Source organism: Chloroflexus aurantiacus J-10-fl, assembly GCF_000018865.1.
Classification (GTDB): Bacteria; Chloroflexota; Chloroflexia; order Chloroflexales; family Chloroflexaceae; genus Chloroflexus; species Chloroflexus aurantiacus.
In genome coordinates, this window is sequence record NC_010175.1 from 5050582 (window position 1) to 5075356 (window position 24775).

The 24775-nt window shown below is 56.8% G+C and carries 19 protein-coding genes; 15 read left to right on the forward strand and 4 right to left on the reverse strand.

Annotated elements, in window-relative coordinates:
- Positions 1-24 precede the first annotated feature (24 nt).
- The 7 genes from CAUR_RS19860 to CAUR_RS19890 are packed head-to-tail and all read left to right on the forward strand — an operon-like array spanning position 25 to position 6920.
- Positions 25-780: a glycosyltransferase family 2 protein gene (locus CAUR_RS19860; protein ID WP_012259617.1), complete on the forward strand. Its 756-nt coding sequence runs from the start codon at positions 25-27 to the stop codon at positions 778-780.
- Positions 781-807: 27 nt separating this feature from the next.
- Positions 808-1266 carry an EamA family transporter gene (locus CAUR_RS19865; RefSeq protein ID WP_012259618.1) on the forward strand — a complete coding sequence of 153 codons (459 nt, stop codon included), beginning with the start codon at positions 808-810 and terminating at the stop codon, positions 1264-1266.
- Between the two features lie 28 nt (positions 1267-1294).
- Positions 1295-1903, forward strand: a complete 609-nt coding sequence (locus tag CAUR_RS19870; RefSeq protein WP_012259619.1) for an SIS domain-containing protein — start codon at positions 1295-1297, stop codon at positions 1901-1903.
- Positions 1900-2997, forward strand: a complete 1098-nt coding sequence (locus CAUR_RS19875) for a DegT/DnrJ/EryC1/StrS family aminotransferase (RefSeq protein WP_012259620.1) — start codon at positions 1900-1902, stop codon at positions 2995-2997. The genes CAUR_RS19870 and CAUR_RS19875 overlap by 4 nt, the downstream gene beginning before the upstream one ends.
- A gap of 33 nt (positions 2998-3030) precedes the next feature.
- Positions 3031-4374, forward strand: a complete 1344-nt coding sequence (locus CAUR_RS19880) for an NAD(P)/FAD-dependent oxidoreductase (protein ID WP_012259621.1) — start codon at positions 3031-3033, stop codon at positions 4372-4374.
- A 7-nt stretch (positions 4375-4381) separates the two neighbouring features.
- Complete coding sequence (locus CAUR_RS19885; RefSeq protein WP_012259622.1) at positions 4382-5854, forward strand: sugar transferase; 1473 nt, start codon at positions 4382-4384, stop codon at positions 5852-5854.
- A gap of 31 nt (positions 5855-5885) precedes the next feature.
- Positions 5886-6920, forward strand: coding sequence for a Gfo/Idh/MocA family protein (locus CAUR_RS19890; protein ID WP_012259623.1), 1035 nt, complete (start codon positions 5886-5888; stop codon positions 6918-6920).
- A 390-nt stretch (positions 6921-7310) separates the two neighbouring features.
- On the opposite strand, the gene CAUR_RS19895 is transcribed toward CAUR_RS19890, so the two are convergent.
- The 3 genes from CAUR_RS19895 to CAUR_RS19905 all read right to left on the reverse strand — a co-directional run bounded on the left by CAUR_RS19895 (position 7311) and on the right by CAUR_RS19905 (position 11014).
- Positions 7311-8876 (reverse strand): ATP-dependent acyl-CoA ligase, encoded by a 1566-nt coding sequence (locus CAUR_RS19895; RefSeq protein WP_012259624.1) that lies wholly within the window; start codon positions 8874-8876, stop codon positions 7311-7313.
- 68 nt (positions 8877-8944) lie between these two features.
- A complete protein-coding gene (locus tag CAUR_RS19900; RefSeq protein ID WP_012259625.1) occupies positions 8945-9367 on the reverse strand; it encodes a hypothetical protein in 423 nt (140 codons plus the stop codon).
- Positions 9368-9379: 12 nt separating this feature from the next.
- Positions 9380-11014 carry a hypothetical protein gene (locus tag CAUR_RS19905; protein WP_012259626.1) on the reverse strand — a complete coding sequence of 545 codons (1635 nt, stop codon included), beginning with the start codon at positions 11012-11014 and terminating at the stop codon, positions 9380-9382.
- A gap of 422 nt (positions 11015-11436) precedes the next feature.
- On the opposite strand from CAUR_RS19905, the gene CAUR_RS19910 reads away from it, so the two are divergent.
- Genes CAUR_RS19910 through CAUR_RS19925 form a run of 4 tightly spaced genes read left to right on the forward strand, consistent with a single transcriptional unit; the run spans position 11437 to position 18803 of the window.
- Positions 11437-15066, forward strand: a complete 3630-nt coding sequence (locus tag CAUR_RS19910; protein ID WP_012259627.1) for a PAS domain S-box protein — start codon at positions 11437-11439, stop codon at positions 15064-15066.
- Between the two features lie 16 nt (positions 15067-15082).
- Complete coding sequence (locus CAUR_RS19915; protein ID WP_015909502.1) at positions 15083-15481, forward strand: response regulator; 399 nt, start codon at positions 15083-15085, stop codon at positions 15479-15481.
- The gene (locus tag CAUR_RS19920; RefSeq protein WP_012259629.1) at positions 15462-17630 is read left to right on the forward strand and encodes a diguanylate cyclase; all 2169 of its coding nucleotides are present in this window, start codon (positions 15462-15464) and stop codon (positions 17628-17630) included. Before CAUR_RS19915 ends, CAUR_RS19920 begins: the two co-directional genes overlap by 20 nt.
- A complete protein-coding gene (locus CAUR_RS19925; protein WP_012259630.1) occupies positions 17631-18803 on the forward strand; it encodes a CpaE/TadZ family protein in 1173 nt (390 codons plus the stop codon).
- Between the two features lie 228 nt (positions 18804-19031).
- Here the strand turns inward: CAUR_RS19925 and CAUR_RS19930 are convergent, their stop codons facing one another.
- A complete protein-coding gene (locus tag CAUR_RS19930) occupies positions 19032-19907 on the reverse strand; it encodes a hypothetical protein (RefSeq protein WP_012259631.1) in 876 nt (291 codons plus the stop codon).
- 77 nt (positions 19908-19984) lie between these two features.
- On the opposite strand from CAUR_RS19930, the gene CAUR_RS19935 reads away from it, so the two are divergent.
- The 4 genes from CAUR_RS19935 (at position 19985) to CAUR_RS19950 (ending at position 24231) form a co-directional block, all read left to right on the forward strand.
- Complete coding sequence (locus tag CAUR_RS19935) at positions 19985-20719, forward strand: metallophosphoesterase family protein (RefSeq protein ID WP_012259632.1); 735 nt, start codon at positions 19985-19987, stop codon at positions 20717-20719.
- 1 nt (position 20720) lies between these two features.
- Positions 20721-22052, forward strand: a complete 1332-nt coding sequence (locus CAUR_RS19940) for an aspartate aminotransferase family protein (protein WP_012259633.1) — start codon at positions 20721-20723, stop codon at positions 22050-22052.
- 73 nt (positions 22053-22125) lie between these two features.
- Entirely contained in the window at positions 22126-23055 is a 930-nt protein-coding gene (locus tag CAUR_RS19945; RefSeq protein ID WP_012259634.1) for an undecaprenyl-diphosphate phosphatase, read from the forward strand.
- A gap of 24 nt (positions 23056-23079) precedes the next feature.
- Complete coding sequence (locus tag CAUR_RS19950) at positions 23080-24231, forward strand: tyrosine-type recombinase/integrase (protein ID WP_012259635.1); 1152 nt, start codon at positions 23080-23082, stop codon at positions 24229-24231.
- Positions 24232-24775: the final 544 nt, after the last annotated feature.

Consider the following 24775-nt stretch of genomic DNA (forward strand, 5'->3'; position numbering starts at 1 on the left):
TCGCTCTTTTTGCAGGAGTAGACCGTGGCGTACTACGATTTTTCAATTGTGATTCCCTGTTATAACGAAGCTGAAGGTTTGCCGGCAATGCATAACCGGCTTATTCAGGCCCTGGATATGCTACGCGAACGCGGACGAACCCAGCTCGTGCTGGTCAATGATGGCAGTCGCGACGGAACGGGTGATCTCCTCGAACAGACATTTGGTGCCTGGCCCGATACCGTCATCGTTCACCATCCGACAAACCGTGGCCTGGGGGCAGCGTTGCGTACCGGCTTTGCCAACGCCACCGGTGAAATCATCGTCACCTGTGATAGTGATGGCACCTATCCCTTCAGCGAAATACCGGCCTTACTCGACCGGCTCACCCCCGACGTTGATCTGGTGACCGCTTCACCCTATCACGCTGGCGGTGGGATTGAAAACGTACCGGCCTACCGGGTCTTCATTAGCAAATCGGCTTCACTCTGCTACCGCATCCTGGTCGATGCACGGATTCACACCTACACCGCGCTCTTCCGTGCCTGCCGGCGTCACGTGATCGAACACATTACCACCCACGCCGACGGCTTTCTGATGGTGACGGAGTGGCTGGTTGAAGCACTGCTGAGTGGTTACCGCGTCGCCGAGTATCCAACCACGCTGCGCGTGCGCCAGTATGGACAATCAAAGGCGCGGGTCTGGCAAATCACGAAAACCCACATTCGCTATATGAGCAGCATTCTCCAGCGCCGCTTCTTTGCCCGACCGCAGACCAAAGCAATCTCGCGCAGTCGATAGCCCGACTGCCAGTCTATGGGGGGATCAATGCAACAGATTGACGAGCAAGTTATCAGGCAGACACCGCCGGCTGTCTCCACCGAGATCGAGCAGCCAACGCCACGAAAGGGTTCACTGGCGATGAGCACCATTATGCTGATTTTGATTGCTACGACGCTGGGCGTGATTGGTCAGATGATGTTGAAGCAGGGGATGGGTGCCATGGGGCCACTCGCGCTGACCCTGGAGACGGCACCGGGGATTGTCTGGCGCATTGTCACCTCACCGATGGTGATCGGCGGTCTACTGGTGTACGGTATCGGCACCTTTTTCTGGCTGGTCACCCTCTCGCGGATTGATCTTAGTGTAGCGTATCCCTTCGTTAGCCTGAACCATATCATCATCTTCCTGCTGGCATGGCTGGTCTTGCACGAACAGGTCAATCCACTGCGCGCAGCCGGTGTGATTGTGATTTGTGCCGGCATGTTAATGGTTGCGCGCTCGTAAATACATCAGAAACCACTGGGAGGGGGTCATGAACAATCTGACATCGTATGTTGTCCAGACATGCCAAACGCTTGAGCAGTTGCCACTCTGGGAACTCCAACGAGTAGCTGACGCCATCTGGGAAGCCTACCAGCGCGATGCAACCATCTTTGTCTGTGGCAATGGGGGTAGTGCGGCAACCGCCTCGCACTTCGCCTGCGATCTCTCGAAATGGACGATCAATCCCCAGGCTCGCCGGGTGCGCGCTATTGCGCTCACCGACAACGTTCCACTGATTACTGCCTGGTCAAACGATCAAGAGTATGCCGATGTGTTTGTCGAGCAGTTGCAGGCGCTCTACCGCGATGGCGACATCATCATTGCGATTTCCGGGAGTGGCAACTCGGCCAATGTGGTACGGGCCATCGAATGGGGCAATCGCGTTGGTGCCGTCACCATCGGCATTACCGGACGTGATGGTGGCCGCCTGTATCGGATTGCCAAAATTGGCCTGCACGTCAAAAACAACTTTATGCCTTTGATTGAAGACATCCATAGCATTGTCTGCCATGCTCTGGCGGTCAATTTAGGTCGGCAAATCGAAGCCTCGCTCCAACCGGTAATTTTGCAGGCAAAGGCGGTAGGAGGTCAGCAATGATCCCCATCTCCCGACCACTGATCGGCCCCGAAGAGGAAGAGGCGGTGCTGGCTGTGTTACGTTCGGGCATGATTGCGCAGGGGCCAGAAGTTGAACGCTTTGAAGCGGAATTTGCCGCTCTGTGTGGGACACGCCACGCTGTGGCCGTGATGAACGGCACCATCGCGCTCTACCTTGCCCTGCTGGCCCATAACATTGGCCCTGGGGACGAGGTGATCACCACGCCCTTCAGCTTCATCGCCACGGCTAACAGCATCTTAATGACCGGGGCGACACCGGTGTTTGTTGATATCGATCCACGAACGTACAACCTGAATCCCGATCTGATCCCTGCCGCCATTACCTCACGAACACGGGCGATTATGCCGGTTCATCTCTACGGTCAACCGGCAGATATGGCACCGATTATCGAAATTGCCCGCCGGTATAACCTGGCAATCATCGAAGATGCTGCTCAGGCAATAGGGGCGACCTACCGCGACCAACCGGTGGGCAGTTTCGGCGTCGGCTGCTTTTCGCTCTACGCCACCAAAAACGTGACCAGTGGTGAGGGCGGGATGATCACCACCAACGATCCGGCTATCGCTGACCGTTTACGCTTGTTGCGTAACCACGGCAGCCGGGTGCGCTATTATCACGAAATCCTCGGCTACAACTTCCGGATGACCGATCTGCAAGCTGCAATTGGTCGGGCCCAACTGGCCAAGTGTGAGCGTTTCACGGCGCAGCGGATCGCAAATGCCGCATTTCTAAGCGAACACATTCGCCATCCGGCGGTCATCACGCCGTATGTACGCCCGGATGTACGTCATGTCTTTCATCAGTACACGATCCGCGTGATCGGGAACCGCGATGCGGCTATCAAACAGTTGAACGCCGCCGGTGTCGGTACGGCCATCTTCTACCCACTACCAATCCCGCAACAACCGCTGTACCGCAAGCTGGGTATCGAAGCCGAAACGCCGGTCGCCGACCGGATTGCCCGTGAGATCATCGCCTTACCGGTGCATCCGGCGCTCAGCCTTGAGGAATTGCAGCAGATCGCTGCTGCGGTTAATGCCTTAACCGTACACGAGCCGGTATTGGTTGCCTGACAACGTGGAGGGTCAACGTAACAGGGGGGGACAATGGTAGATATTATCGGCGGAGGCATCCTCGGCCTCAGCCTGGCTTACGAATTGCTTAAACGGCACATCCCGGTACGAGTGTGGGAGCGATCAGCCTCACTCGGTGGCCTGATGGGACGCGCACGCTTTCCCGAACTCGATGGAATGGAGTGTGATCGCTATTACCATGCTATCCTCAGCAGCGATCACACCCTCATGAGCCTGTTTGACGAACTGGGGCTGCGTAGCCGCCTGCGCTACACCATCACAAAGATGGGCTTCTACCACGATGGCCGCATCTACCCTATGTCAACCCCACTCGAATTTCTCCGCTTTCCGCCACTGCGCCTGATTGATCGCCTCCGCCTCGCCTACACCATTCTCGCCTGTCGTCGGATCAAAGACTGGCGGAGCCTCGAACAGATACCGGTGGCCGAGTGGCTCACTCGCCTCAGCGGCGAGCGCACGGTGCGCCACGTCTGGGCACCACTCCTGCGCGCCAAATTCGATGGCGATTTCAGTCACGTCCCTGCCACCTACATCTGGTCGCGCCTGGTACGCACCACCGATACCCGTACCAAAGGCGGTAGCCGTGAGGTCATGTGTTACCTGCCCAATGGCTACCAGGAGCTGATCGATGCCCTGGCCGCGGCGATCCGGCAACGTGGTGGTCAGATTGAGGTGAATGCCACCATCGAAACGTTGCAGGTTACTGACGGACGGGTGAGTGGTCTGGTGGTCAACGGTCACGAACTCCCGGCGGACAATGTGGTGATTACCACCCAAACCCCGATTGCGCGGCGGCTGTTGCCTCCCGCAGCAGCATCGGTAGCAGCCCGCTGGGGGCAGCTCGATGGGTTTCTGGGTATTGTGTGTATGCTGGTGGTGATGCGTCGACGGCTGACACCTTACTACACGCTGAACATCACCGATGAACGCATTCCGTTTACCGGCGTGATCGAAACCACGAACCTGATCGATCCGCAGTATGTTGGCGGATACCACCTGGTCTATTTACCCAAATACGTCTCGGCTGAAAGCCCCTTTGCCCGGATGCCCGATGACGAATTACGCCAGGTCTTTCTCAGCTATTTGCAGCAAATGTTTCCCGACCTACAGCAAGAGGACATTGCCGCCATCCGCATTGGACGTGAACGGTACGTCGAGCCAATCCATCCCGTTGGTGCAACCGACCTGATTCCACCCGTCACCACCGACATTGACGGTCTCTTTTTGGCCAACACTGGTCAGATTTATCCACAGCTTACAAATGGCGAGTCGGTCTGTGCCTTTGCCCGCTCAGTGGCAACTCAGATTCAGCCGCTTGTCACCCGTCCATCGTCAGCAGCGTTATCACTTATCTGAGGTTCCTATGAGCATATCCAGCGTTGAATTGACGACGACAGCCTATGGCCGGTCTGATCACCGGGCAATCGATTATCAGAAAATAGCTCTCATCGGTGCCCTGATCCTCGGTGATGCGCTGGTTGTCACGGCCAGCTTTGTGCTCGCGTACATCGTGCGCTTCTTTACCAACCTGCCGGTCTTTGTCGAAGGTGCGATGCAGCCAGAGTTTTACAGCATCTTGATCGCGATGCTGGTGCCGTGCTGGATTGGCATCTTCGCTATGCACGGTCTCTACCAGCGCACGGCATTGTTCAATGGCACCCACGAGTACAATCAAGTCTTCAACGCCACCAGCAAAGGGATGCTCTTCGTGGTTATCTTAACCTTTCTGATCCCCGACATTGTCATTGCCCGTGGCTGGCTGGTGATGAGCTGGATTCTTACCGTGACGCTGACAATTGCGTGGCGCTTCAGCTTCCGCCGGGTTGTCTACCACTTACGGGCAAAAGGACATCTAACCGAACGCATACTGATCATCGGCGCCACCGATGAGGGAAGGGCAATTGCCGAACAGTTATCCGCCGAGCACCGGGCCGGCGCCAATATTGTCGGTTTTATCGACGACCGTCTACCGGTTGGTAGTGAGGTCGGCACAGGCCGTGTCCTGGGAACTACCGGTGACTTCATCCGGTTAGTAAATGATCTTAACATCGAGACGATTATTATTGCTGATACCAATCTCATTCGCGAACGACTGATCGTGCTCGATGGGGCAATGGATTTGTTGAATCGTCTCGAAGTCCGCCTGGCACCCGGTCTATTCGATCTGTTGACAATTGGAGTTCAGGTACACGAGCAGGGTGCAGTTCCCTTGCTAAGCCTCAATAAAACCCGTATTACCGGCATCCACGCTATCGGCAAATTGCTGATTGACCGCATTGGCGCCTTGATCGGCCTTATCCTGCTCGCACCACTCTTCCTGGTCGTCGCAATCGCGATTCGGCTTGATAGTCCGGGTAAAATCTTTCACCGCCGTCGCGTTATGGGTGTTGGATATCGCCAGTTCGATGCGTTTAAGTTTCGCACAATGTACGAAGATGGTGACCGGCGCTTGACCCCTGCCCAACGTGAAGAACTGGCGCAGAAGGGCAAGCTCAAGGACGATCCCCGTATTACCCGCGTCGGTAAATTTCTGCGCCGCACCAGCATCGACGAGTTACCTCAATTGATTAATGTTCTGCTTGGCCAGATGAGTCTGGTTGGGCCACGCATGATCACCGCTGCCGAGATGCACCATTTTGGGCGCTGGCAACACAACCTGCTGATGGTACGCCCCGGTCTCACCGGCTTGTGGCAGATTAGCGGACGTAGCAACCTGGGTTACGCTGATCGGGTGCGCCTTGACATGCATTACATCCGCAATTACTCGATCTGGCTTGACCTGCTGATCATCTATCGTACAATTCCGGCCCTGTTGAAGGGCGAAGGCGCATACTGAGACTACCTCGTTCACCAGGGGGGAGGGCACCATGAAACAACACACACTGCGCGCTGCTGTTATCGGTGTCGGGAGCATGGGACGCAACCACGCCCGCGTCTACGCCACCATGCCAGATGTCGAGCTGGTTGCCGTCTGTGATACCAACTATGCAGCCGCCAGCAGCCTGGCAAACATCTACCGCTGCCGGATCTATACTGATTATCATGCCATGCTCGCCAACGAGGAGCTTGATCTGGTTTCGGTCGTTGTACCGACAAAACACCACTTTGCCGTTGCCAGCGCTGCGATTGCCCGTGGTGTGCACGTTCTGGTCGAAAAACCGATTGCCGCAACGGTTGAGCAGGGCTGGTTGTTGATCGAAGCTGCCCGTCGCCACGGTGTCATTCTTACGGTCGGACATATCGAACGCTTCAATCCGGCCATCATTGCCCTGAAAGAACAACTCGACAACCACGAATTGGGCAACCTGTTTCAGATCACATCACGGCGCGTGGGGCCATTTCCGGGTCGCATCGCCGATGTCGGTGTCGTCATCGACCTGGCCACCCACGAGATTGACATTCTCAATTATCTGATCGGCTCGCCGATTGTGCGTATGCACGTCGAACTTCATCGTCACATCCACCAGAGCCACGAAGACATGCTCTCGGCGTTACTCCGGTTTGAAAATGGCATGATCGGTATTCTCGACATCAACTGGCTGACGCCAACCAAGATCCGCGAGCTGAGCATTATCGGTGAGCGAGGGATGTTCGTTGCGAACTACCTGACCCAAGACCTGACCTTTTACGAAAACGACTCGTGTCAGGGCAAAGCCTGGCCGGAGCTGGCGCTCCTTGGGGTGAGCGAGGGGCGTAGCATCCGGTTGAAAGTACCACGACGAGAACCACTCTACGAAGAACTACGCAGCTTCTGCGAAGCCGTGCGCCACGAGACTGCACCACCGGTCAGCGGTGAAGCAGGTGTTGCTGCGCTTGAAATTGCCAATCAGATCGTCGATACCGGGTTGCGCGAACAACCCGCCGCCCGCCTGATCGAACGGGCACTGGCCGTTGGCGGCTAATAGAGGTGATACCAGCTCTTGCTCAAGGATGTGCCTCATTCCGGGTCCGTACTGAAGCATCACCACGAGCTGCTGGCAGGTCATTGCAGACGAAGTGAATACGGTTTCCAGGTCGGGTTTCAGTCTGGCGTGCGGAAGCGAGGCTTCCGCACCCACCTCACACACTGATTAGGCGCGGGACGCGGCAACCTGAGCGCGGAGACGGAGAACAGCGTTTGCACTGTATACGCAGCACCAGTGTGCGATAGCGGGAGCCATCCGGCACTGCCGGCACTGATAGTTCCCGCCCCCGCTGGAGGCGGGCAAGGGTGGGGTCGTGTCGCAGCACCCTGCTGGCCGCAGCACCACCATTGCACAAGCCCCATCCATTCCCCTCTCCAGCCCCTGCACTCACGAACGCTTCACCCGATAACCGGCAGCCTCGCGATCCCAGGCGTTTCCCACACCCTCGGCTTTGAGCTTATACTTCTCGACCCGCTCGGTCGCCGTCTTCGGCAAACTCTGGCGAAACTCAACGTAGCGTGGTACGGCAAAGTAAGCCAGCCGCTCTTCACACCAGCGTATCAGATCAATCGGATCGAGAGTCGCACCGGGGCGCAACACTACGACCACCTTCACCTCTTCCTCACCGAGTTCGCTGGGCACACCAACCGCTGCGCTCTCTAACACGGCAGGATGGGCATTGACCGCCCGCTCAACCTCCCACGATGAGATGTTCTCGCCACGTCGCCGAATCGATTGCTTGAGCCGATCAATAAAAATCGCATAGCCGGCTTCATCAAGCTGCCCCAGATCGCCGGTGTGAAACCACCCACCACGCATTGCCGTCGCCGTCTGTTCTGGCTGGCGATAGTAACCCATCATCATCAGATGGTCACGCTGCGGACGAATCACTATCTCGCCGGGCACGCCCGCCGGCAGTGGCTGATCGCTGGCGTCCACAACTGCCAGCTCGAACCCCGGCATCGCCTTGCCAAAGGTACCAACCCGCACGGCATCGCGTGGATTAGCCACACAAAAACCGGTGGTCTCGGTCAGACCATACCCTTCGATAATCGTCAACCCAAACCGCTCTTCAAAGGCGCGCCACAAATCAGGCGGCGTCGCCGCACAGGCTGCAATGCGCACGCGATGCGCCCGATCATCGGCGGAAGGCGCCTGCTTCATCAGTATCGGGATCATCGCTGCCAGCAAATTGCAGATAGTGGCCCCAAGATCGGCGAGCTGGCGCCAGTAGCGCGAGGCACTAAACTGCTCGATCAAGGCAATCGTCGTGCCGCGATAGATGGCCGGTAATACCGTATGCGCCTGCGCATTGATATGAAAGAGCGGCAGGCTGGTGCCAAACACATCATCGGCTGTCGCGCCAATCATCACGTCAGCGAAGAGGGCCGCCGAGTGGAGATAGGCGTGGTGACTGAGCATCACACCTTTAGGTGGGCCGGTCGTGCCAGAGGTGTAGAGAATACTGTGCAGGTCGGTCGCACTCCCCGGTGAGGGATCGACCGGTCGCGCCCCACTGAGGGCGGTGTGCCAGTGGACGGCATCTGGCGGCGCCGTATCACTTCCTCGCACTACCAGATGTCGCAACGTCGGTAATTGGGCACGCAACGCCGCAATCCGCTCGTACAGATGCGCTTCGATGAGCAAAACAGTTGCCCCGGCATGATCGAGAATGTAATGCAGTACGTCACCTTTCAGATGCAGATTGATCGGTACCGTGACCGCGCCAAGGCAGGCACAGCCGAACCACGCCCAGAGATAATCGGGATTGTTCCCGATCATCAAACCAACGCGATCCCCTGGACGTACCCCGAGATCGTAGAGTACGCCGGCAGCCCGCCGCGCCAGAGCCACCGCCTCCGCATACCGCCATTGCTGATCGGCAAACCTGAGCAGCACGCGATCAGGGTACTGCTCTGCTTGCGTGTCAAGAAGATGCCAGATCGTCTTCATAGGCTTTGTCACTGCAATGAATCACGCTGTTCACCGGCGAACAGCTTCCAGAGCACTGTGCACCCGATTCAGCGCCGGTCGTGCTCTCCCATCATCGTCAGCAACTGCTCATCGCGGCAACTGCTCTGGATGCTGAGGAGACCCAACCAGCCTACTCCCGCCACCACCAGCACGAGTGGTATCCAGCTACTTCCCAACGCAGGCCAGAATGCACTCAGCGTCGCGATGGCACCACCACCTTGCCCGTGGTACCACAGCACACCTAACCCCATCAGCCCAAGTGCACTTACTTGCAAGGGGTGCAGACGTGGCCCACGTATCCCACACGACAGGGCAGGACGTTCTCGCCAATACTGGATCAGCCCACCGCCAATAACACTGAGCGCAACGCCAATCCCGCCACCCCCAGCCCCAAGTACCAGCTCCAACCCACCTGCCACCAGGAGTGCGCTGGCGATCCAGATCAACCAGTGTAACCATCGACCATTCATAACGATCTCATCTTAATCCAACTTCACCGGCCCCAATTCCGCTTCCAACACCTCAACCGCAGTGCGCAAAATCTTAATCCGGGCATACTTTTTATCTTCTGCCTCGACAATCGTCCACGGCGCATAGGGCGTACTGGTGCGAAGCAGCATCTCATCGGCTGCTTCAAGATATGCCGGCCACTTTTCGCGATTGCGCCAGTCTTCATCGGTCAATTTCCAGGCTTTGTACGGCACATGCTGCCGTTCTTCAAAACGGCGCAATTGCTCTTCGGGGCTGATGTGCAGCCAGAATTTGGCAATAATCGCGCCAAAATCAACCAACTGGCGTTCAAACTGATTAATCTCGGCGTAGGCACGACGCCATTCGTCGGGGCGGGCAAACCCTTCCACCCGTTCAACTAACACGCGACCGTACCACGAGCGGTCGAAGATCGCAAACTGACCACGCGGCGGCAACCGCCGCCAGAAGCGGTACAGGTAGTGGCGAGCTTTATCATCGCCGGCGGGGGCGGCAATCGCGTGCACGGTATAGGCACGCGGATCAAGCTCCGCCGTCAGGCGCTGAATGGCGCCCCCCTTACCCGCTGCATCCCAGCCTTCAAACACAAACACGACCGGTCGCTTCTGATGGTACACCTGCAGGCCGAGCAGATACATCCTGGCCTGCAACCGTTTCAATTCCCGGTGGTAGGTATCATCATCAAGACGCAAACTCAAATCAACGCGCTGTAAGGGGCTGGCTGCCCGTAACAGTGGCGCGACCGGCGTCACGACCACCGGGGTCGTGATTGGTTCAGCCTGTTGCAGAGTCATGGTAGAGGAATTGCCTGCATCTACCGGTGCTGCACGCGGTGTAGCGACAACCGGCGTGCGCAAATCGAGATAGTAGCGCCGCAACGCCAGACCACTATCATCAAGACTGGCCTCACGATCACTGGCGGTAATTCCCAATCGACTCTCCAGCGCCCCGACAATAATTTGCAAGACGGTGAGCCGGGCGTAACGCTTGTCGGCAGCCGGAATAATGTGCCAGGGTGCAAATGCGGTGTCGGTGCGCGAGAGCATCTCTTCGACGGCCAGATAGACCTTTTTGTAATGACGGTGCTGCCAGAGATCTTCCTCGGTCACCCGCCAGGCATTCAGCGGATCGGCCAGTAATTTCGCAAAGCGCCGTGCCTGCTGCTTTTTCGTGATATGTAACCAGAACTTGAGAATGAGCGCACCATCATCGGCCAGTTGCCGCTCGAAAATGACGGCATCTTCGCAATGCGTGCGCCATTCATCACGGCTGCCACCGGTAGTATAGGCCGCCAGCAACTCACGGTACCACGAGCGATCAAAGAAGCTCATCTGACCGTAGCTGGGTATCTTGAGCCAGAAACGGTACAACCAGGGATATTGTTGCTCATAGGTACGCGGTGGGGTAATCGAATGCACCCGAAAGCCACGCGGATCAAGGCGCCGGGTCAGGGTTGCAATTGTGCGGGCTTTGGCGGTGCCGGCCCAGCCTTCAAATACAAAGATGGTCGGAATGCGCGCTTCCAGCAGCATTTGTTCGAGATCAAAGAGCCGCGCCTGCAACCCCGGAGCCAGTTGCGTGTACTCTTCCTTGCTGAGCTTTACATCGGTAATACAGCGTTCAAGCATTGTTCATTCCTTACCGATAGCCAACAAACAATGGCCGTTGCCGGTAACGTAAAGGGTTGACAACATGATGGTTGTGTAACGCTATTGTACCACCGCCTGCCAGACATGTCCCCAACCTCAATCATTCGCTGATGCAACTGGTTGTATCGCCGTATGAGCCTGTACGCAGGTAAGGAGACATCTGAACTACCCGCCGTAACAAGAACCTGGAACCGGACACCTGTACTTTAGTTCGCCGTTGATTCGGAGCGCTGTGGAAACGAAGTATCAGGCGACACCCGACGTGTACGTTTCGTTAACAACTGGCAATAGTCTGGAAAGGGTCGCAGCGTATAATGTATAGCAAGTGCGGCGACGGCAAAAGCGTTCGTCAATGCCACCGCGCAACACCTCATGGCAACCCAATCAGAAAGGGTGAACGTATGGCCCATCCATCACCAACCCGGCGCCTGACCCAAACCTACATTGTGAGCTTTGTGGTGATAGGAATGCTGATTGTTGGCGGCTACTGGTTGCTGACAGCCAATACGTCACGTCTGTCACAAAATGACACCATGCTGGAAGCAACGTATCAGCAACAAATCCGCATTCAGCAGGCAGCCCTCTTTGCCAATGAGCTGGCTCTGTTTGCCAATGCCGCACAAGCCGCATCATTACGCGCTGAATTACGTACCCTGAGCGCCGAAATCCAGCAAACGCATCAACGGATGCTGGTCTCTACTTCCGCACCCTCAATTGCCCAAATGACGACTGACCTCGACCGCTTTCTGTTACACGTGAACAGGTTAGTCGAAGCTCCTACCGATCAACTCAATCGCGACAATCCCAATCTGCGTGCAATCCAGAGTATTGTTGCTGTCTTGCAGAGTGATCTCCGCACATCAGGCGACCTGCTGCTATCCCAGAGCCAGGAGCTACGCAATCAGATTGCGCTTTCGCAGTTCAGTATCTTGGCAACGATTTTTCTGCTGGTTATGGCCAGTGGTTTGTTTGTGCTGCGCCCATATACGCGCCGCGCCCGTCGCGAAGCCGAACAACTGCGCATGCTCTCGCTGGTTGCCCGCCATACCGACAACGCGGTGATTATCACCGACCGCGACGGTCGGATCGAGTGGGTGAATGAAGGGTTTACCCGCATTTCCGGCTATACGCTCGACGAAGTACGCGGTCGGAAGCCCGGCGAGTTTTTGCAAGGACCAGAGACCGATCCGGCAACTGTAGCCCGGATCAGGCAGGCACTCGATAATGGCGAGTCGGTAAAGGCCGAAATCGTCAATTACACAAAACAAGGACGACCATACTGGCTGGCACTCAATATTTCACCTGTCTACGACGATCAGCATAATTTGATCCGCTTTATCGCCATTGAGTCAGACATCACGCAGCAAAAAGAGATGGAGCGCATGCTACGGGCAGCGCTCAAAGAGAGCCGGGATGTGATGAATGCCCTCGACGAGTCAACTATTCTCTCAATTGCTGACCCCGAAGGGCGTATCCTGGAAGTGAATGAACGTTTCTGCGCGATCACCGGCTATCGCGCCGATGAATTGATCGGTAAAGACCATCGCATGTTCAAATCCGGCATTCATCCACCAGAGTTTTTCGCCGACCTGTGGCAAACCATTAAAGCCGGGCGCATCTGGCGGAACGAGATTTGCAACCGTGCTAAAGATGGTCGGCTTTTCTGGGTGGATACAACCATCGTACCGTTTATCGGTGATGATGGCAAACCCGAACGCTACCTTGCTGTCCGCTTCGACATCACCGCTCGCAAGCAGAGTGAAGAGCAGTTGCGGGCCAGCGAGACTCGTTATCGCTCGGTGATTACGGCAATGAGCGAGGGAATCGTGGTGATGAATCGTGCAGGTGAGATTGAAACCTGCAACGCCAGCGCCGAACGTATTCTTGGTCTGAGTCGCGATCAATTGATCGGACGCACCAGTTTCGATCCGCGCTGGCAGGCGATCCACGAAGACGGCAGCCCATTTCCGGGTGAAGAGCACCCGATTATGGTCTCGCTAACCACTGGCCGGGCCCTTAATGACGTGATTATGGGCATTCGTAAACCCTCTGGCGAGCTGACCTGGCTCTCGATTAACTCCCAACCACTCTGTGATGAACAGGGCAACGTCTACGCCGCTGTTGCCAGTTTCCACGATATTACTGCGCGCCGACTGGCCGAACAGGAATTGCGCTTCCAGAAGACCCTGCTTGAGTGTCAGACTGAAGCCTCTCCCGATGGCGTGCTGGTTGTCTCGCCCGAACGTCGCTGCCTCTACTCGAATCGGCGGTTCCGTGAAATGTGGAATCTGTCAGACAGGGAAGTCGATCACGTCATGTGTACGTGCATGGAATCGTTGCTGGCCCAGGTCTGCGATCCCGAACGAGTACGGAATGAGATTGAAGAGTTGTATGCCAACCCCAGTCTGAGCGGCAAGGCCGAGATCGAGCTGAAAGATGGTCGCACGTTCGAGCGCTATAGCGCCCCGGTTATCAGTGCCGAAGGTGAATACTACGGACGGGTCTGGTTTTTCCGCGATGTAACCGAACGACGTGCCATCGAACGAATGAAAAACGAGTTCGTGGCCGTTGTGTCGCACGAGCTGCGCACACCGCTCACCTCCATTCGTGGCTCGCTCGGTTTGCTGGCCGGTGGGGTAGTCGGCGAATTACCACCACGGGCAGCATCCATGATCGACATTGCCCTGAAGAATAGTGAACGATTGATCCGTCTCATTAACGATATCCTCGACATCGAGAAGATCGAGTCGGGCAAGATGGTCTTTAAATTCCAACCGGTCGTCCTCGACGAACTGGTACGCCAGACGATTGAGGCAAACCGTGGCTTCGGGCAACAGTATGACGTGGCTATTGAGCTTACTGCGACCTTACCCGGCGTTCAGGTATATGTCGATCCTGATCGCATAGCCCAGGTCATTACGAACCTGATCTCGAACGCGATCAAGTTCTCTCCGCCGGGAGGTAAAGTCGAAGTCGCCATCGGACGTGAACCACGTGGACGGATACGCATCACGGTTACCGACCATGGGCCGGGTATCCCGGTTGAATTCCGTGATCGCATCTTCCAAAAATTTGCCCAGGCCGATTCGTCCAATACTCGCCGACAGGGTGGTACCGGTTTGGGCTTAAGCATCAGTCGAGCGATTGTTGAACGGCATGGCGGTCAGATCGGCTTTGTCACTGCCAGCGGGGTAGGCACAACCTTCTACGTCGATCTGGCCGAGTATCGCCCCAATACAAACACCACCGTATCATTGCCACCTCAATCCGACAGGCCACGAATTCTGATCTGCGAAGATGATCACGACATTGCCGCCTTACTCTCGTTGATGCTGCAACAGGCAGGCTACGCAACCGACATTGCCTATTCACTGACCGAAGCGCGTGACTTACTGGCTCAGCGTGAGTATCGAGCCATCACCTTCGATCTGCTGTGGCCTCACGAAGATGGGGTCGTCTTCCTGCGCGAATTACGCACACAACCCCACACCCGCACCTTGCCGGTTGTGGTTGTGTCGGCCCGTGCCGGCGAAGAGCAATTGACAAACGGTCACGACCTGGATGTGGTAGACTGGTTGCCAAAGCCTATCGACCAGCAACGCCTGCTCGCCGCCCTACGGCGGGCCGCCCGCCGCACCGGTGCCGGGCGACCGCTCATTCTCCACGTAGAGGACGATAGCGATGTTATAGCAGTGGTAAGCCTGCTCCTGGCTGAGATTGCCGATGTGAAAGCGGCGACTACTATCAGTGAAGCGCAGGCATTGCTGCAAGCACAAGCCTTTGATCTGGTCATTCTCGATCAACACCTGCCCGATGGCAATGGCGTTGATCTCTTACCGCTGATCGAGCGCCTGCAACCACCGGTACCGGTTATTTTCTTCTCAGTGCATGATCTGGAGCCGGAGATTGTCAATCGAGTGGGGGTAACGATGGTTAAATCGCGCACCACCAACACCGAGTTGTTAACAACGGTCAGTCGTTTGCTTGATCAGCCAATTTCGTCACCGGTTACCCCAAATGAAGCTCGTTAGGAAAGGAGCTAACGTTGTGACATCACTACAGAAAATCCTCTTCATCGAGGATGATCCCGATATTCAGATGGTAGCCCAACTGGCGCTTGAGGCGGTTGGTGGCTATGCAGTGCAAATCTGTAGTTCAGGTGCAGAAGCACTCGCCACCGCCGAGCAGTTTGCCCCCGATCTGATTTTGCTCGATGTGATGATGCCGGGAATGGACGGGCCAACCACGCTGAAAGAGCTACGGAAACGCCCTGCACTGGCTAACACGCCGGTTATCTTCATGACGGCCCGCGTCCAGCGCCACGAAGTCGAACAGTATCTGGCACTAGGGGCAGTTGATGTTATCTCCAAACCCTTTGATCCAATGACCTTATCAGAACAAGTTGCAGCAATCTGGTTGAAAGCTAATGAAACCCGATCCCGCTGAACAGTTTGAAGCACTGCGCAAACGGTATGCCGCGCAAATTGGTGAACGTGTGGCGGCTATTCATGCTGCCTGGAACCAGCTTGTCCAGAGCGACTGGGATAAGACGGCTGGCGTAGAGCTACGCCAGCTTGCGCACAAACTGGCCGGTTCAGCAGCGATGTTTGGATTCGCTAACCTCGGTGCTGTAGCGCATGACATCGATCTCAGGCTGAAAGAGTGGCTTGAACACGACCAGTCCCTGGACACTCTTGCCCGTCAACATCTGGCCCAACAGATTGCATTGCTACAACATGCGGTAGGCGAATACCGCACTTCCACAGCGGTACCGGAAACGAATCAACCCACACCATCAACAGCGCCATCAGAGCCACCACCAGTACCCCCAGCAAACACGGAGCCTGCACCGCCTATCCCGCAACCGCAACCCCCAGCAACGCCACGCGAGCCAAACGGTCGTCCGCAAACCATTGTTTTGGTCGAAGATGATCGCGAGTTCGCTGCGAAACTGGTCGGTCAGTTGCGCCTCTTCAACTATGATGTCCATCTGGTGAACGATCTGGAAGGACTGCCAACCCTGATCCGTGCTATCAATCCGGCAGCCATCATTATGGACATCGTCTTCCCAGAGGGTGATCTGGCCGGTACCGAGACCATTGCCAACCTGCAACGCGAACGCACCGAACCAATACCGGTCATCTATATCTCGCAACGCGACGACTTTACTGCCCGTCTGGCAGCAGTACGCAGTGGCGGTCATGCCTATTTCGCCAAACCGGTCGATGCCGGGCAGTTGATCAATGCCCTCGACCGGCTGACCGGTGTCGAAGAAAATACCCCCCTGCGCGTATTGATTGTGGATGACGATCAGGAGTTTGGGCACAACTGTGTGCACAGCCTGGAAATAGCCGGCATCCATGCGCGGGCGATTACCGATCCGCGCGAGACCCTGAACCAGTTGCAGGTATTTCAACCCGATCTCATCGTCCTCGATATGTATATGCCGATTTGCAGTGGTAAAGAACTGGCCAGCATCATTCGCCAGCAAGATCGCTACGTCGGCATGCCTATCGTCTTTCTCTCGGCTGAGACCAATCGGTTACAGCAACAATCGGTACTCTCATTGGGGGCCGACGACTTTCTTGCCAAACCAATCTCACCTGCCGATCTGGTAGCAGCAATCTCGGCACGAGCGATGCGCGCACGCTATCTCCAGCGCTTTCTCATTCGTGATAGTCTGACCGGATTGCTGAATCATCAGGCGGTTGAAGAGGAATTGAGTCACGAGTTCGCCCGTGCCGAGCGCCTGCAACAACCGTTGAGTATCGCCATTATTGATATCGATCACTTCAAGCGCGTTAACGACTCGTATGGGCATCTGATCGGCGATCAGGTCTTACGCAGCTTTGCCCGCCTCCTGCAACAGCGGCTGCGCAAAAGTGACCTTATCGGGCGCCACGGTGGCGAAGAGTTTCTGGTTGCCCTCCCAAATACCTCACTGGTAGAAGCCCGTACCTTGATTGACACGATTCGCACCAGTTTTGCTGCACTCCGTCACTATGGGCCTGCCGGCGAATTCACGGTTACCTTCAGCGCGGGGATTGCCGGCTATCCACACCACCGTAGCCAGCTTGGTGTGATGCAGGCTGCCGATGCAGCCCTCTACCAGGCCAAACACGCCGGTCGCAACCGCATCGTTGTTGACACAACCGCTGGCGATACACCGCCGCTCCTGCTACCAGCCGCAAAAGACGAAGCAACCATCCGCACCGAGGCACCCTCCTGGCGGGCTTTGATCATCAGTGCTAATGGCATTCAACGTCGCATGCTGCGCCAGGCGCTGACTGCCCAGGGTTTGATGTACGATATGATCGATGATGTTGAACGTGCCTTACAGTATGAAGCGCCAATCCCACCCAACCTCATTCTGGTCGATATGACGCAGATTGAAGGGGCACGCACTGCGAATATCATTCTGTTGCGCGAACACTTTGCAAAGGGACGTATTGTCACCATCGCCCCGGCAACCGCCGAACCACGTGCCGCGGCTACAGTTGCTTTCGGTGTCGATGATTATCTCCTCATTCCACTGGCTGCCGGCGCGTTATCAGCCTTGCTCGATCGCCTGAGTGCATCAGAGAGGAGCACGTAGATGAAACCCCATACACTGCTGATCGTTGATGATGACGATACCGTTGCCGAGATGCTCGAACTGGTGCTGCGTGGTGCCGGTTACGAAGTGCGGCGTGCTGCCAGTGGTGAAGAGGCATTACAGCAGATTTACAAGAATCTACCCGATGCCCTGATCTGCGATGTGTTGTTACCCGGCATTGATGGCTACACCCTGTGTAAGCGTGTGCGGCAGCATCCGCTAACCAAAACACTCCCGATTCTGATGCTTACCGCCCAAGGCGATATTAGTGCCAAGATTGCCGGCTTTGAAGCCGGTGCCAACGATTACCTGGCCAAACCATTTGAACCGCAAGAGCTGGTCTACCGGGTTAAGAACATCCTGGCGCGCACGACAATCGAGACCCCGACAACACCGGTACAACGCGGAAAGGTGATTACCGTCTTCGGGGCAAAGGGTGGTGTCGGCAAAACAACGATTGCGGTATCGGTGGCGCTGGCGCTACGCCTGCGTTCACGCCGACGGGTCGTAATTGTTGACGCCGATCTCACCTTCGGTGATGTTGCCGTCCATCTCAACATTGCACCCACGCGCAGCATCATCGACATCGTCCGCAGCGGCGACGAGATCGAGCAGGAGATGGTAAAACAGGTTCTGCTTTCCCATCCATCAGGACTGCAAGCCTTACTCGCTCCGCCACGGCCTGAAGAGGCAGAGCTGGTAAGCGCTGAACATATGACTCGCATTCTTGATTTACTGGCTGTGAATGCCGATTACGTGGTGGTTGATTGCCAGACCAGCTACGATGATCGCACACTATCCGTCTTTGATCGCACCGATCACGTCTTGCTGGTCATTACGCCGGAAATTGGCCCACTGAAGAATACCAGTTTATTCCTGAGCCTGGCTAACCAGTTAGGCATCGATCCGCGGGCGATCAGTATTGTCCTGAACCGATCTAACTCCGGCGTTGGCATTGGTGTTAATGAAATCGAGCGCGTATTACGCCGTAAGATCAACTATCACGTGATGAGTGGCGGTCAGCCAGTCGTCACAGCGGTTAATCGTGGCACACCACTAATTCTCGAACAACCCAAACATCCCTTCGTTCAACAGATTCTCTATCTGGCCGATCAGATGATGAAACAGCTTGACACTAATCAAAACGTGCAGACAGATACAGTAACCCGGTGATACCACACCGAAACCGATAGCAGACTCTCACTGATTGACACTGGCGCACCTATGATCATGAGGTGCATAAGCGACGTTGATACGGCACCGAAACCGATAGCAGACTCTCACCCCACCTCATCAACCTCAAAACCGGTAGGGGCAGGTGTAAAGCTAGCCCCTACCGGTTTTGGCATCAACAGGTGACAGACACAAGACCGGTACCTATCGGTGTGCTTCTATTCACTCCTACGGCGTCGCCGTGCGTTGTGGTTCGGGCGTCGGTGACGCCTCGATCACAACTTCAGGCGTGGGTATCTCGGTCGGCACCTCCGGTGGTGCCTCGGTAGGCGTCGGCGGTACCTCGGTGGGTGTCTCCGGCGGTGTTTCAGTGGACGCTGGCGGCACCTCGGTCGGCGTCTCTGGCGGCACCTCAGTTGGTAGCTCACCCGGCACCTCTGGCAACGGTGTTTCCGTCGGAGTTGGCGGCGGTGGCGGCGGTGGCAGCGGAATAAAGATCGGCACCGTTGGCGTATTGGTCACCGGTATCAGCTCATAGGGAGTCGCCGTCGGTGATGGTGTCAACGTTGGTGAAGCAGTCAGGGTTGGCGATGGGGTAGCAGTGCTATCGCCGCTGGCTGCAATTGTCGGTGAGATTAGCGGCGCTGTCGGTGTTGCTGATGCGGGCACGACCTCCGACGGTGATGCTGCAGGAGTAAAGAGGGCGCTAACGAACGCTACCCCACCCAGAGCATATCCGATCAGCGCTATCACCAGTACTGAAAGCAAAACCGTATAGATCAGCCGATCACGCGGGGTCAGGTCAGAGAGCCATGCCCGCAGACCGGGTGATGGCGATGGCGGTGAACTGACCATGATCGAAGGTACCCCTGCCGGTACAACTTCTGGGGCTGACGTTGTAGGTAACGGCATCCCCATGTATAATGGGCAGCGTACATGATCGGTCGATAGACAATAGCGAACCTGATAATCTGGCTCAACGCGAGGGATCTCTTGTGCCTGACCGGAAGCATAACAGCGATGCTCTGGCGTTGGTGACGCAAAGCGGATCGCCTGATTCTGTTTCAAACCGAGGTATGGGCAGTGTCCTGAAGGTTCAAGCATAGCGGCGACGCTCCTCAAAACCGGGTCGCTGCCAATTATACGATCTGGCTGCGAGCATCGTCAAAATATTGTGTAATATGCGAATCGTTATTCTTTCTGATGTACACTCGAATATTGTCGCTCTTGAGACTGTCCTGGCCGATGCCGGCTCCTTCGACGCACTGTGGTGCCTGGGTGATACGATAGGGTATGGCCCGGCCCCTAATGAATGCGTTGAGCTGATCCGGCACCACGCTGCGATAACGCTCACCGGCAACCACGACCTGGCCTGTCTGGGCAAGATTAGTCTTAACGATTTTAACCCCGATGCCCGGCGGGCAAACCTCTGGAATGGCTCCCAACTCACTGCGGCTAATCGCGAATGGCTGCTTCCGCTGCCGCCGGCCCGTAGCGCCGATGACCACTACTACCTGGCCCACGGCAGCCCACGCGAACCGATTTGGGAATACCTGTTGATGCCATCGCAAGCCATCGCGAATCTCGAATGGTTTAGCGAACCGGTCTGCTTTATTGGTCATTCCCACGTCCAGTTTGCTTTCCGCTGTCCACGTAACGATAGCCATTGTGAACGGATTATGCCAGAAGTAGATAGTCAACTGGCGCTCACCGCTGATGCACGCTACTTCATCAATCCCGGTAGTGTCGGGCAACCGCGTGACCACGATCCACGAGCAGCCTACGTCATTCTCGATACCGACCGTCAAACTGTTACCTTCAAACGGGTTGCCTACGATATTAAACAAGTTCAACAACAGATGCGCGATTACGGGTTACCACCCGCCCTTATCTATCGCCTGAGTGTAGGAATGTGATATGACACTCGAAGAGCAATATCGTCGGCGATTTGCCGGTTCAGCGACGCTCGCCGAGAAGGCACGTGTCCGCTTCCCCGGTGGTGCAACCCACGACGGTCGTTACGCCGATCCCTTTCCTCTCTTCATGGAACGAGCCAGCGGGCCGTATAAGTGGGATGTTGATGACAATCGGATGATCGATTACTGGTGCGGACACGGAGCCTTACTGCTCGGTCACGGCCATCCAACCATTGTCAACGCTATTCAGCAGCAAGCCCCCATCGCCACCCATCTCGGCGCCAATCATCGCCTTGAACTGGAATGGGCCGATCTGATCGCCGATCTCATTCCGGCGGCTGAGCGCATTCGCTTCACCGCGTCGGGAAGTGAAGCAACAACCCTCGCTCTGCGCATTGCCCGCGCAGCTACCGGCAAGACGACGATCATCCGCTTCGCGGGCCATTTTCACGGCTGGCACGACGCGCTTGCACCCGGTGCCGATCCCGATGATCCCCACCGCGGAGTATTGCCGGCAACCCTCTCAAGTTTGCTGATCTTGCCGACCGATCTTGATCAGGTGGCTGCGACGCTGGCTACGCATACCGACATTGCCGCGGTTATTCTCGAACCTACGGGTGCTTCCTACGGTTCGATCCCGCTCCCGGATACGTTTCTGATCGGCTTACGTGAGCTTACTCAGCAATACGGTGTGCTCCTTATTGCCGACGAAGTCGTTACCGGCTTTCGGGTTGCGCCCGGTGGTGCCTGCGCACGTGCCGGAGTACGCCCTGATCTGGTCTGTCTGGCCAAAATTGTCGCCGGTGGATTGCCCGGCGGGGCGCTAGTCGGACGGGCTGACCTCCTCGACCTGCTGGCCCATGACGAGAATGGCCCCCGTGGACGCATCCGCCAACAGGGAACATTCAACGCCAATCCTCTCTCTGCTGCTGCCGGCATTGCTATGCTACGTGCCGTCGCTACCGGCGAACCTGGTGCTATCGCCGCCGCACGTGGCACAATGCTCATCCAAATGCTCAACGAACTGTTTGCTTCGTATCGTTTGCGTGGCTGGACAGCCTTCGGTGATGGATCGATCTTTCACCTGTTTGTCGATCCGGCAACCGACCTGATCCCCGGTGAGATTCCGCGCAATCTGCCACTTGCCACGCTTAAACGCGGGGGTGATCCGCAAATCCTGCGCCGGCTGCGGATGGCGTTACACCTGAATGGTGTCGATTTGATGCGGGGGCGCAGTGGTTTTGTGTCGGCTGTTCATAGCGAAGAGGACATTCGGGCTACGGTGGCTGCGGTTGCCGCTGCTATCGAACTGGTGATGGCCGAACCCGCTTGAAATCCAGAAATAGCAGGTGATACACCTCTCTGCAACGTCACCTACTGCAACATGTAAGGAGTTTGTACCTGCAATGCGAGTCCAATCGATCACGCTACCTCGTTCAGGGCTATTCATCGGCTTCAGTGTCTTACTGGCCTTCTCCCTGCTCATTACCGTACCGGCTAATCCTGACTGGTGGCAAATTGTTGTGTTGGGGATTGTTCAGGGCATTACCGAATGGCTGCCGATCTCATCAACTGCCCATCTGCTGCTGATCAGCGAATTGCTCAACTACCAGGGCAGCATCGGTGGTACATTTGAAATCGCCATCCAGTTCGGTACAGTCTGCTCGGTCTTGATCTTCTACTGGCGTGATCTGCTTACGCAGGCTAACGCTGTGATCGGGCGCGGTGATACGCTGACCGTTACCACGGCTCGTACACTCTGGTTGGGTATCATCATTGCGTTTGTGCCGGCAGCCGCGGTTGGGCTGTTAGCCCGCGACTTCATCAAAGCCGTGTTGTTCGAGTCGCCACTGCTGATGGCAACGACCCTGATCATTGGCGGCTTTATCTTCCTCTGGATTGAATGGAACGGTACGCGGCAAACCCAAACGACTGCCACCGTCGATTTTAGCAACGTCTCCTACCGCCGCGCACTGATTGTTGGTATCGCCCAAACCTTCGCCCTGATTCCGGGGGTGTCACGCTCCGGCGCCTCAATTGTCGGTGGTCTGCTGGCCGGTTTTGATCGAGCGACTGCCACCGCTTTTTCGTTTTACCTGGCCATTCCAACCCTCGGCCTGGCGACACTGGTCGATTTGATCGGCAGCCTCGATCAGATTCAAAGTGGCGATTGGGGCCGGCTGCTACTCGGCGCAACGGTGGCGATGATCGTCGGCTATGGCTGCATTGGCTGGCTCTTACGTTATATTGCAACGCACAACTTCACGCTCTTCGGCTACTATCGCATCATTGCCGGTGTGCTGATTATCGGCGCAGTAGCGCTGGGCATCCTGTAGACGACTGCAATGAGGAATAGACCGATGGATGAGGAGCAGGCGACGTTCAACCTCAGCGATCAACCACTGACCCCGACCACGTCAATCCGTGAGGCCGGAGCGATCTGGCTGGCACGGCTGGCCAGTGCCGGCCTCGATGACGACGATGACGACGAACTCGACGAGCGCACTCGTGAACGTCAACGCCACCACGCCCGGCCAACGATTGCCAGTTACGAAACTGCGCTGCGCATCTTTGTGCGCTGGGCCGAACGGAACGGACGCGAGTGTCTGGGCGATTTGCAGGTAGCCGATCTGGTCGCCTACGCTCGTGCTCTGCGCAAACGCAGCTACGACCTCTCACAGCGGGCTGCGGCTCAGGCTGACAATCGGCGCGAACGACTCTCTGAGCGAACTGTTCACGCCTACGTGCGCCCGCTGTTCGGCTTTCTGGCCCTTGCCGACTCGCAGGGTGCCATCTCGTTTCGAGTTGCCGCCGCCCGCCCCGAAGTCAGTCGAGTACTGCCCCGGCTGCCCGATCCGGTCGCACCAACCCCACCTGATCTGCGCCGACTGGTACGCTTTTACGATAAGCCGCAGGGCGAAGAGCGTGAACGCCAAATGCTGACCCGCTTACGCAACGCGGCTCTCTTGCACCTGCTCTTTTCGAGTGGTGCCCGTATCTCGGAAGCATTGGGTCTCGATGTCGGTGATGTCGCCCGCGACCGGCGCATCTTGCCGCGGGTGATCGTTCGCGGCAAAGGCCGCCGCGAGGGAACCCTCTTCATCCGGCGCCACGCCGAACAGGCGCTACAACGCTACCTGTCCGCCCGTAACTGGCCGCCGGCCCGTGAACCGCTCTTCATCGCCTTCGACCCCCGCACGGGTGGCGGACGCCTGTCGCGTATCAGCGGCTGGCGAATCGTCACCGGGGCAGCCAACGCTCTCGCCGACCGCCTGGTCTGGGAAGGAAAGGCTGACGAAGCTGAACTATTACGTCAAGTTACACCCCACACCTTTCGCCATTTTGTCGGGTATCACCTGCTGAACGAAGGCGTTTCGTTGGCCGAAGTCTCGCAAATCCTGCGGCACCGCAGCGTCGAAGTCACCCGCAGCTTCTACGCCAGCTACGCCGACGTGCAATTGCAAGAGGTACACGATCAGTTCAGCGCCGATCCGTGGCCTGATGAAGAGTAGAACCTATTTCAAAAACATTTACAAGAAGTTCTCTCATTCATTCCTGACAGACCCTATGATCGTGACGAGTACACAAAACATCCCCGTGACCAGGGTGGTCGACGGCGTACCACGCGCCGGATCGTGAGCACGGCTGCTGCGGCAGCATGGCTGCCGCACTCCATACCGCGCGACACGCACATGATGCGTGCGTAAGGCAACCCATCCGGCATGTGATAGCACGGCTGGAGCGGCGCACTGCCACCGGGCCAGTCGCCCACAACAGCACCCATAGCGATCATACTCGCTGATACGCACGTGGTTGACACCAGTTGTAGGTAATGCATAGCTGGGGGCGGGTGAGGGTGGGGGCGTGTCGCATACTCCTTTTGCATCCCCGTGACCAGGATGGCCAACGGCGTGCCACGCGCCGGATCGTGAGCACGGCTGCGCTGCCGCAATCCAAACGTCGCGACACGCGCACAACGAGCGGGTAAGGCAATCCATCCAGCACATCATGGCACGACCGTCACCCCTCCCCGCCGTCAGGCAGCCCCGCAGGGGC

Excerpts from the sequence above, each read along its gene's own strand:
- CAUR_RS19895 (WP_012259624.1), bottom strand. The coding sequence starts at position 8,876 with ATGAAGACGATCTGGCATCTTCTTGACACGCAAGCAGAGCAGTACCCT.
- CAUR_RS19880 (WP_012259621.1), top strand. The coding sequence starts at position 3,031 with ATGGTAGATATTATCGGCGGAGGCATCCTCGGCCTCAGCCTGGCTTAC.
- CAUR_RS19905 (WP_012259626.1), bottom strand. The coding sequence starts at position 11,014 with ATGCTTGAACGCTGTATTACCGATGTAAAGCTCAGCAAGGAAGAGTAC.
- CAUR_RS19865 (WP_012259618.1), top strand. The coding sequence starts at position 808 with ATGCAACAGATTGACGAGCAAGTTATCAGGCAGACACCGCCGGCTGTC.
- CAUR_RS19890 (WP_012259623.1), top strand. The coding sequence starts at position 5,886 with ATGAAACAACACACACTGCGCGCTGCTGTTATCGGTGTCGGGAGCATG.
- CAUR_RS19900 (WP_012259625.1), bottom strand. The coding sequence starts at position 9,367 with ATGAATGGTCGATGGTTACACTGGTTGATCTGGATCGCCAGCGCACTC.
- CAUR_RS19945 (WP_012259634.1), top strand. The coding sequence starts at position 22,126 with ATGCGAGTCCAATCGATCACGCTACCTCGTTCAGGGCTATTCATCGGC.
- CAUR_RS19910 (WP_012259627.1), top strand. The coding sequence starts at position 11,437 with ATGGCCCATCCATCACCAACCCGGCGCCTGACCCAAACCTACATTGTG.
- CAUR_RS19940 (WP_012259633.1), top strand. The coding sequence starts at position 20,721 with ATGACACTCGAAGAGCAATATCGTCGGCGATTTGCCGGTTCAGCGACG.
- CAUR_RS19920 (WP_012259629.1), top strand. The coding sequence starts at position 15,462 with ATGAAACCCGATCCCGCTGAACAGTTTGAAGCACTGCGCAAACGGTAT.
- CAUR_RS19935 (WP_012259632.1), top strand. The coding sequence starts at position 19,985 with ATGCGAATCGTTATTCTTTCTGATGTACACTCGAATATTGTCGCTCTT.
- CAUR_RS19875 (WP_012259620.1), top strand. The coding sequence starts at position 1,900 with ATGATCCCCATCTCCCGACCACTGATCGGCCCCGAAGAGGAAGAGGCG.
- CAUR_RS19950 (WP_012259635.1), top strand. The coding sequence starts at position 23,080 with ATGGATGAGGAGCAGGCGACGTTCAACCTCAGCGATCAACCACTGACC.
- CAUR_RS19885 (WP_012259622.1), top strand. The coding sequence starts at position 4,382 with ATGAGCATATCCAGCGTTGAATTGACGACGACAGCCTATGGCCGGTCT.
- CAUR_RS19930 (WP_012259631.1), bottom strand. The coding sequence starts at position 19,907 with ATGCTTGAACCTTCAGGACACTGCCCATACCTCGGTTTGAAACAGAAT.
- CAUR_RS19925 (WP_012259630.1), top strand. The coding sequence starts at position 17,631 with ATGAAACCCCATACACTGCTGATCGTTGATGATGACGATACCGTTGCC.
- CAUR_RS19870 (WP_012259619.1), top strand. The coding sequence starts at position 1,295 with ATGAACAATCTGACATCGTATGTTGTCCAGACATGCCAAACGCTTGAG.